The organism is Streptomyces rectiviolaceus (genome assembly GCF_039533825.1).
Taxonomy (GTDB): domain Bacteria; phylum Actinomycetota; class Actinomycetes; order Streptomycetales; family Streptomycetaceae; genus Streptomyces; species Streptomyces rectiviolaceus.
In genome coordinates this window covers 3,429-12,686 of record NZ_BAAAUG010000043.1, presented here as the reverse complement: position 1 = coordinate 12,686, position 9,258 = coordinate 3,429, and the positions used below count along the sequence as shown (strand labels likewise).

Sequence of the window (9,258 nt, the reverse complement as noted above, 5' to 3'; positions counted from 1 at the left end):
AGCTGTCGGCGGACCGGGTGGCCCTGGTGGAGGCGCTGCGTGAACTGCCGCCGCAGCAGCGGCAGGTGGTGGTGCTGCATCACCTGCTCGACCTCCCCCTGGAACAGGTCGCCCTGGAGACGGGCGCGTCCAACGGGGCGGTCCGCACCCGGCTGAGCCGGGCCCGCAAGGCGCTGGGGGAGCGCTTGACCGACAGGACTGCTTTCACCGCGGAAGGGGCGGCCCACCATGGCTGAGGTCGAAGAGCTGCTGGACGACGTCACGGTACGGATGCCGAGCGGGGCGGAGCTACGGGCGCGGGGCGGGAGGCGGACCATGCGGAGGCGGGTGGCAGGGGGAGTGGCTGTCGTGGCGGCGCTGGCGGGGGTGGTGACGTGGGGCGTGGCCTCCGGGGGAGGGGGCGGTGACGGCCGAGAGGTGCGGCCCGCGGCCACGCCGACGGACAACCCCTTCAAGGTGGGCGGGGTCGTGCGCCTGCTGTCGCCCGAGCTGATGCCGCAGGCCACGAAGTGGCACTGGAAGAGCATGGAGGAGGAGGTGATGGTGGACCTGCCCCTGCCGAAGGTGGGCCGGGACAAGAGCTGCCCGGGCTCGGACGCCGGGCGGAAGGCACCGAGCCAGGTCCAGTACGGCACGGAGTACTACAGCGACAAGGGAGCCAACGCCAGGCAGCGGGTCACCGAGTACGACAGTGCGTCCGTCGCGGCGGACGAGGTGTCCCGTCTGCGCGACGCGCTGACCGAATGCGGGCTGTGGGAGCACGCGGAAGGGGCGGACCCCTACTGGTTCGGTACCACCGAGTCCTCCTCGCGGCTGCGGGTCAGCATCGAGCGGTGGCGCGGGTGGGTGTCCGTCGTCGAGGTGGAGGTGGACGGGCGTGGATGACGGGGCCCGCGTCCGGTCGAGCGGGACGGTCGCCGTGCTCGGCCTCCGCCCCTGGAGCCCCTGGAGGGAACAGGACGCCGCCGCCGTACTCACCGCCCTGTCGGCTCCGGAGATGTCCCGGCAGACCGCCGGGGAGCCCGTCGACTCCCGTGAGAGCGCCTCCCGTTGGATCGCGCGACGGGAGGAAGAGGAGCGTGCCGGGACCGCGTACGCCTTCGCGGTGGTCGACGGGGACGACGTCCCGCTAGGCAACGTCGCCGTGGGCGCGGTGAACCACGTCCACGCGACAGGCTGGGTCTCGTACTGGACGGCGCCGTCGGCGCGGGGGCGCGGCGTGGCGACGTACGGGTGCGAGGCGCTGGCCCGGTGGGCCTTCGGGGAGCTCGGACTCTTCCGGCTCGAGCTGGGGCACCGGGTCAACAACCCGGCGTCCTGCCGAGTGGCGCGGGCCGCCGGGTTCGTGGCGGAGGGCCTGCAGCGGCAGAAGCTCGCGTACGAGGGAGTCCGTTACGACGTCGAGCTGCACGCCCGACTGGCATCCGATCTCCCTGTGGCGGCATCCGGGGGTTTCCCCAGTCCTACTAGCCCCGGAAAGCCCCCATAAAGATGCGCGACACCCTGCATTGGGGTGTATTTGGGCCTAAGTGAGACTCAGGCCTGAAAGGGAGGCTCTCCATGCGTGGAGCCACGCACGCCAAGTGGGCCGCATGCGCGGTGACCGTCGCACTCGCGGCGACCGCCTGCGGTGGAGGCGGGGACAGCGGCGGTGGCGGCGACGGCTCCGGGATCGTGGGCTCCTCCTGGGGTGATCCGCAGAACCCGCTGGAGCCCGCCAACACCAATGAGGTGCAGGGCGGCAAGGTTCTCGACATGATCTTCCGGGGTCTCATGCGGTACGACCCGAAGACCGGCGAGGCCAAGAACATGGTCGCTGAAAAGATCGACACATCGGACTCGCAGAACTTCACCGTGAAGATCAAAAGCGGGTGGAAGTTCAGCAACGGCGAGGCGGTCACCGCGAAGTCCTTCGTCGACGCCTGGAATTACGGCGCCCACATGAAGAACAACCAGAAGAACGCCTACTTCTTCGGCTATATCGAGGGCTACGACAAGGTCCACCCGGAGAAGGGTGACGCCAGTGCCGACACGCTCTCCGGGCTGAAGGTCGTCGACGACACCACCTTCACCGTCAAGCTCACGCAGAAGTTCTCCACCTGGCCCAAGACCCTCGGCTATCCGGCGTTCGCGCCGCTGCCCAAGGCGTTCTACGACGACCACGACGCCTGGCTCTCCAAGCCCGTCGGCAATGGTCCCTACACCGTGGATTCGTACGCCAAGGGATCCAAGATGTCCCTGCGGAAATGGGACGGGTACAGCGGCGAGGACAAGGCGCAGAACGGCGGGGTTGACCTCAAGGTCTACACCGACAACAACACCGCCTATACGGACCTGATGGCGGGCAACCTCGACCTCGTCGACGACGTTCCGGCCTCGCAGCTCAAGAACGCCAAGAGCGATCTGGGTGACCGCTACATCAACACCCCCGCGGGCATCATCCAGACGCTCGCCTTCCCGTTCTACGACAGCAAGTGGTCGAAGGCCGGAATGGAGAAGGTCCGGCAGGGACTCTCCATGGCGATCAACCGTGAGCAGATCACGGACACGATCTTCCAGAAGACCCGCACCCCGGCCACCGACTGGACCTCCCCCGTGCTCGGCGAGGCCGGTGGCTACAAGTCCGGGCTCTGTGGCGACCCCTGCAAGTACGACGCGGACAAGGCGAAGAAGCTGATCGCGGACGGCGGCGGCATTCCCGGCGGCACGCTGAAGATCACGTACAACGCGGACACCGGCTCGCACAAGGAATGGGTCGACGCCGTCTGCAACTCCATCAACAAGGCCCTGGGCAATGACAAGTCCTGCGTCGGAAATCCGGTCGGCACCTTCGCCGATTTCCGCAGCCAGGCATCCCAGCAGAAGCTGGACGGCGCCTGGCGCGCGGGCTGGCAGATGGACTACCCGCTGATCCAGAACTTCCTGCAGCCGCTGTACTACACGGACGCCCCGTCCAACGACGGAAAGTGGTCCGACGAGAAATTCGACAAGCTCGTCGACCAGGCCAACGCCGAGACCGACACCGCGAAGGCCGTATCCACCTTCCAGGACGCCGAGAAGGTGCTCGCCGAGCAGATGGCGGTCATTCCGCTCTGGTACCAGAACGGCAGCGCCGGCTACTCGGACAAGGTCTCCGACGTGGCGCTGAACCAGTTCAGCGTCCCGGTCTACAACGAGATCAAGGTCAGCTGAGGCCCAGGGAGCGGTCGCCCGGCGCAGCTCGCCGGGTGACCGCTCCCATTACTTCCGGAGCCCTTCATGGGACGTTATGTGATCCGGCGTCTGCTGCAGATGATCCCGGTCTTCTTCGGCGCCACGCTGCTGATCTTCCTGATGGTGAACGTGATGGGCGATCCCATCGCGGGCCTGTGCGGGGACCGAAAGTGCGACCCCGCCACAGCCGCCCAGCTGAAGAAGGAATTCGGCCTCGATAAGCCCGTGTGGCAGCAGTACGCGACCTACATGGGCAATGTCTTCACCGGCGACTTCGGTACCGCCTTCAACGGGCAGAAGGTCACCGAACTGATGGCGACGGCCTTCCCGCTCACGATCCGTCTGACGCTCGTCGCGATCGTCTTCGAGATCGTCATCGGAATCTCGCTGGGTGTGGTGACCGGACTGCGACGCGGGCGGCCCATCGACACCGTCGTCCTGCTCCTGACGCTCGTCGTGATCGCCATCCCCACCTTCGTCACCGGCCTGCTGCTCCAGCTGCTGCTCGGTGTCGAATGGGGGATCATGAAGCCCTCCGTGTCGTCGGAGGCTCCCCTCAACGAACTCATCGTGCCGGGGCTCGTGCTCGCCTCGGTGTCCCTGGCGTACGTCACCCGGCTCACCCGGACCTCCATCGCCGAGAACCGCCGCGCGGACTACGTCCGCACGGCCATCGCGAAAGGGCTGCCCAGGCGCCGCGTCATCACCCGGCACCTGCTGCGCAATTCGCTCATCCCGGTGGTCACCTTCATCGGCACGGACATCGGCGCCCTGATGGGCGGCGCGATCGTCACCGAGCGGATCTTCAACATCCACGGCGTCGGCTTCCAGCTCTATCAGGGGATTCTCCGCCAGAGCACACAGACCGTCGTCGGCTTCGTGACCGTCCTCGTCCTGGTCTTCCTGGTGGCCAACCTGATCGTCGACCTGCTGTACGCCGTACTCGACCCGAGGATCCGTTATGCCTGAACCCCGAGAGCCAGACGGAGCCATCGCCCCGACCGGTGCGGGCGGCGCGATGGACCTCGCGGCCACCGAGGGGGCGACGCTGGACAAGACGACCCCGGGGGGCCCCGGAGGCACCGGGCCATCGGCCCCGGCCCGCAGCCTGTGGTCCGACGCCTGGCGCGAGCTGCGACGGAACCCGATCTTCATCATCTCGGGCCTCATCATTCTCTTTCTCGTCTTCATCTCTCTCTGGCCGTCCGTGATCGCCTCCGGCAATCCGCTCGACTGCGACCTCGCCAACGCCCAGAAGAGCTCCACGTCCGGTCATCCCTTCGGCTTCGACGGCCAGGGCTGCGACGTCTACACGAGGACCGTGTACGGGGCCCGCGCCTCGGTCACCGTCGGCGTCTGCGCCACGCTCGGTGTCGCGATCCTGGGCAGTGTGCTCGGCGGGCTCGCGGGGTTCTTCGGCGGGTTCTGGGACGCGATCCTCTCCCGGATCACCGACGTCTTCTTCGCCATCCCCGTCGTGCTCGGGGGCCTGGTGCTCCTGTCGGTCGTCACCAGCAACACCGTCTGGCCGGTGATCGGCTTCATGGTCCTGCTCGGCTGGCCGCAGCTCTCGCGCATCGCCCGCGGATCCGTGATCACCGCCAAGCAGAACGACTACGTCCAGGCGGCGCGGGCGCTCGGCGCCTCCAACTCGCGGATGCTGCTGAGGCACATCGCGCCGAACGCCGTCGCCCCGGTGATCGTGGTCGCCACCATCGCCCTCGGCACGTACATCGCCCTGGAAGCGACCCTCTCGTACCTCGGTGTCGGTCTGAAGCCGCCGACCGTGAGCTGGGGCATCGACATCTCGGCCGCCTCCCAGTACATCCGCAACGCCCCGCACATGCTGCTCTGGCCCGCCGGCGCGCTCGCGATCACCGTGCTCGCGTTCATCATGCTCGGCGACGCGGTGCGCGACGCCCTCGACCCCAAGCTGAGGTAGCCGCCCATGTTGCTCGAAGTGCGCGACCTGCACGTGGAGTTCAGGACCAGGGACGGTGTCGCCAAGGCCGTCAACGGCGTCGACTACACCGTCAGCGAGGGCGAGACGCTCGCCGTGCTCGGCGAGTCCGGGTCCGGCAAGTCCGTGACCGCGCAGGCCATCATGGGCATCCTCGACGTGCCGCCCGGCAAGATCACCGGGGGAGAGATCCTCTTCAAGGGCCAGGACCTCCTGAAGCTCAAGGAGGAGGAGCGGCGCAGGACGCGCGGCGCCGGAATGGCGATGATCTTCCAGGACGCCCTGTCGTCCCTCAACCCGGTGGTCAGCGTCGGCCAGCAGCTCGGTGAGATGTACGTCGTCCACCAGGGGATGTCCCGCAAGGACGCCAAGGCCAAGGCGATCGAGCTGATGGACCGGGTGCGTATCCCGGCCGCGAAGGAACGCGTCGGGCAGTACCCGCACCAGTTCAGCGGCGGCATGCGCCAGCGCATCATGATCGCCATGGCGATGGCGCTCGAACCCTCGCTGATCATCGCCGACGAACCGACCACGGCCCTGGACGTGACCGTCCAGGCCCAGGTGATGGAGCTCCTCGCCGAACTCCAGCGCGAGCTGCACATGGGTCTGATCCTCATCACCCACGACCTGGGCGTCGTGGCGGACGTCGCCGACAACATCGCCGTCATGTACGCGGGCCGCATCGTCGAGAAGGCCCCCGTCCACGAGATCTACAAGGCCCCCGCGCACCCGTACACCCGGGGCCTCCTGGAATCCATCCCGCGCCTGGACCAGAAGGGCCAGGAGCTCTACGCGATCAAGGGCCTGCCGCCCAACCTCATGAACATCCCGCCCGGCTGCGCCTTCAACCCCCGCTGCCCGATGGCACAGGACGTCTGCAGGACCGATGTACCGCCGCTCTACGAAGTGGCCTACGAAGGCCTGGCCGCCGATCGCAGGAGCGCCTGCCACTTCTGGAAGGAGACGCTCCATGCCTCGTGGTGAGCACATCAGCAAGAAGCAGCTCGAGGACTCGGGCGAGACCGCACGGCAGCTGATGCACAAGGCGCGAGGAGAGCACGACTTCGCCGCTCACGGCTCGGCGTCGGGCCGTGAGCCGATCCTCCAGGTGCGCGGTCTGGTCAAGCACTACCCCCTCACCCAGGGCATCGTCATCCGCAAGCAGATCGGCGCGGTCAAGGCCGTCGACGGCGTCGACTTCGACCTCGGCCAGGGCGAGACGCTCGGCATCGTGGGGGAGTCCGGCTGCGGCAAGTCGACGGTCGCCAAGATGCTGGTGAACCTGGAGCGGCCGACGGCGGGCGAGATCCGCTACAAGGGCGAGGACATCAGCAAGCTGTCCGGGCGCGCGCTGAAGGCGGTGCGCCGCAACATCCAGATGGTCTTCCAGGACCCGTACACGTCGCTGAATCCCCGTATGACGGTCGGCGACATCATCGGTGAGCCGTACGAGATCCATCCGGAGGTCGCGCCCAAGGGCTCGCGGCGGCAGAAGGTGCGGGAGCTGCTGGACGTGGTCGGGCTGAACCCCGAATACATCAACCGCTATCCGCACCAGTTCTCCGGCGGACAGCGCCAACGGATCGGAATCGCGCGGGGATTGGCGCTGCGGCCCGAGATCATCGTGGCGGACGAGCCGGTCTCGGCGCTGGACGTATCGGTCCAGGCGCAGGTGGTGAATCTCCTGGACCAGCTGCAGAACGACTTCGATCTGTCGTACGTGTTCATCGCGCACGACCTGTCGATCGTGCGGCACATCTCGGACCGGGTGGGTGTGATGTACCTGGGCCGGATCGTGGAGATCGGCTCCGAGGACGAGATCTACGAGCATCCGACGCATCCGTACACGCAGGCGCTGCTCTCGGCTGTGCCGGTGCCTGATCCCGAGGCGCGGGAGCATCGGGAGCGGATCATTCTGAGCGGGGATGTGCCGTCGCCCGCGAATCCGCCGTCCGGCTGCCGCTTTCGCACGCGGTGCTGGAAGGCACGGGAGCGGTGCGCTCTGGAGGTGCCGGCGCTGGCCGTTCCGGCGGAGTTCCGGGGTGTCGAGGGGCCCGCGGCGCATGACTCCGCGTGCCACTTCGCGGAGGAGAAGCAGGTGGTGCCGTAGGGGCGGACCTGCTCCGCCCCAGACCCCGTACAAGATGTCCTCAAACGCCGGAGGGGCTGAATCTTTCAGCCGTCCGGCGTTTGAGGACGCTCCGGCGCAGCCGGTTTTCGGGAAGGGGCGGGGTTGGGGAAAATGCCTTAACACGCGGGCAATCGCACCGTCGCGCCGGCGATATACGCCCCCGGCAGGCTTACGAACGTACGGCCGTGCGGGTGCCGTAGACCGGCCGGGGTTCGCCATGTCGCCCCGGCCGGTCGCCGTATCCCTAGGCCCGGTTGAGACCCAGCGACCGCTTCAGGAAGTCCACCTGAAGCAGCAGCAAGTTCTCCGCCACCTGTTCCTGCGGAGTCATGTGCGTCACCCCGGACAGCGGGAGCACCTCATGCGGGCGCCCCGCGGCCAGCAGGGCCGAGGAGAGGCGCAACGCGTGCGCCACCACCACGTTGTCGTCCGCGAGGCCGTGCACGATCATCAGCGGCCGGTGCGGGACCTCCGGGGCCACAAGCCCCTCCTCCGTGACGAGGGAGCTCAGGGCGTACGGCGCCGGGTCCTCCGCGGGGTTCCCCAGGTACCGCTCCGTGTAGTGCGTGTCGTACAGCCGCCAGTCCGTCACCGGCGCCCCCGCCACCCCGGCGTGGAAGACATCGGGGCGGCGAAGGACCGCGAGCCCCGCGAGGTAACCGCCGTAGGACCAGCCGCGGATGGCGACCCGCTCCAGGTCGAGGGGGAAGGTGGCGGCGAGGCCCTGCAGCGCGTCCACCTGGTCGTCCAGGGTGAGCGTGAAGTCGCGGCGGATCTCCTTCTCCCAGGCGGGGGAGCGGCCCGGAGTGCCACGGCCGTCCGCGACGATCACCGCGAAACCCTGGTCGGCGAACCACTGGGACGTGAGGTACGGATTGTGGGCCGCGAGGACCCGCTGGCCGTGCGGGCCGCCGTACGGATCGAGGAGCACGGGCAGCGGGCCCGAACCCTCCTCGTAGTCCGTGGGGAGCAGGACGGCGCATGGGATCTTGCGTGCGCCCCCTTCGGTGAGAGTCACGCGCGGCGTGAGCCCCGGATGGTGCGCGTATGAGGCGACGGTCGCCACCTGCTTGCCGTCGCGCAGTACCTGGACGCTGGAGCCCGGCTGGTCAAGGGTGGCCGACACGAGGACCGTGAGGCCGCCCGCGCGGACCGCCGAGTGCACCCCGGCGACGGTGGACACGCGCTCGACGCCCAGTTCGTTGACGCGGTAGACGTGCACCTCGCCGGTCTCCGGGACCGCGGCCGCCTCGCCCGCCGACGCCGAGATCAGCACGTCGTCGTCCGCCACGTCGAGCACCGCGCGGACGTGCAACTGCGGACCCGTCAGCGGGCGTTCACCCACCGCGAGGACCCGCGCGCCGCCCTCGTCCACGATCCGCACCAGGCGTCCGCTGGGGGACCACGACGGGGCGCCGGGGAAGAGCTCGAGCCACTGCGGGTCCTCTTCCGCGTGCACCATGCGGGTCGAGCCGTCGTCCGGGTCCACCGCCAGGTAGAGCTGGCTGAGCTGGTCCCTGGACTGGACGAGGAGCAGCGGCGCACCGGCCGACGACCAGTGCACCCGCGCCAGGTACGGATAGCGGGCGCGATCCCACATCACCTCGGTGCGCTCGCCGTCCAGGGTCACGACGAAGAGGCGTACGTCCGCGTTGGCCGTGCCCGCCGCCGGGTACGCGACCCGCGCGGGCTCCGTCTCCGGGTGCGCGGGGTCGGCGATCCACCAGCGCCGCACGGGGGCGTCGTCGGCGCGTGCGACCAGGAGCCGGTCCGATCCCGGCGACCACCAGAAGCCCCGCGAACGGCTCATCTCCTCGGCCGCGATGAACTCCGCGAGGCCGTACGTCACGGTCGCCTTCTCGGCGGAGTCCGGCTCCGGCGCCGCAAGGGCCCGCTCGCCCTCGCCGTCGGCGCAGTCGTCGAGCAGGGCGCCCCCGGCGACGTACGCGATGTG

9 protein-coding genes are annotated in these 9,258 nt (G+C 68.7%); 8 read left to right on the top strand and 1 reads right to left on the bottom strand.

What is annotated here, in order from left to right; genetic code table 11:
* The 8 genes from ABD378_RS15285 to ABD378_RS15250 all read left to right on the top strand — a co-directional run.
* Nucleotides 1-236 (top strand): sigma-70 family RNA polymerase sigma factor (locus tag ABD378_RS15285; protein WP_344521432.1); only part of this gene is annotated, 236 nt, incomplete at its 5' end.
* On the top strand, nt 229-885 hold the full coding sequence (locus ABD378_RS15280; RefSeq protein WP_344521431.1) for a hypothetical protein: 657 nt from the start codon (nt 229-231) through the stop codon (nt 883-885). The genes ABD378_RS15285 and ABD378_RS15280, both read left to right, overlap by 8 nt.
* A 34-nt stretch (nt 886-919) precedes the next feature.
* On the top strand, nt 920-1,489 hold the full coding sequence (locus ABD378_RS15275) for a GNAT family N-acetyltransferase (protein WP_344521484.1): 570 nt from the start codon (nt 920-922) through the stop codon (nt 1,487-1,489).
* Between the two features lie 71 nt (nt 1,490-1,560).
* Complete coding sequence (locus ABD378_RS15270) at nt 1,561-3,192, top strand: peptide ABC transporter substrate-binding protein (protein WP_344521430.1); 1,632 nt, start codon at nt 1,561-1,563, stop codon at nt 3,190-3,192.
* A gap of 66 nt (nt 3,193-3,258) precedes the next feature.
* Nucleotides 3,259-4,182, top strand: a complete 924-nt coding sequence (locus ABD378_RS15265; RefSeq protein ID WP_344521429.1) for an ABC transporter permease — start codon at nt 3,259-3,261, stop codon at nt 4,180-4,182.
* Nucleotides 4,175-5,155, top strand: a complete 981-nt coding sequence (locus ABD378_RS15260; protein WP_344521428.1) for an ABC transporter permease — start codon at nt 4,175-4,177, stop codon at nt 5,153-5,155. The genes ABD378_RS15265 and ABD378_RS15260 overlap by 8 nt, the downstream gene beginning before the upstream one ends.
* A 6-nt stretch (nt 5,156-5,161) precedes the next feature.
* Entirely contained in the window at nt 5,162-6,157 is a 996-nt protein-coding gene (locus ABD378_RS15255) for an ABC transporter ATP-binding protein (RefSeq protein ID WP_344521427.1), read from the top strand.
* A 52-nt stretch (nt 6,158-6,209) separates the two neighbouring features.
* On the top strand, nt 6,210-7,283 hold the full coding sequence (locus tag ABD378_RS15250) for an ABC transporter ATP-binding protein (RefSeq protein ID WP_344521483.1): 1,074 nt from the start codon (nt 6,210-6,212) through the stop codon (nt 7,281-7,283).
* A gap of 265 nt (nt 7,284-7,548) precedes the next feature.
* On the opposite strand, the gene ABD378_RS15245 is transcribed toward ABD378_RS15250, so the two are convergent.
* Nucleotides 7,549-9,258, bottom strand: a 1,710-nt coding sequence (locus ABD378_RS15245; RefSeq protein WP_344521426.1) for a S9 family peptidase, incomplete at its 5' end; no start/stop codon positions are given.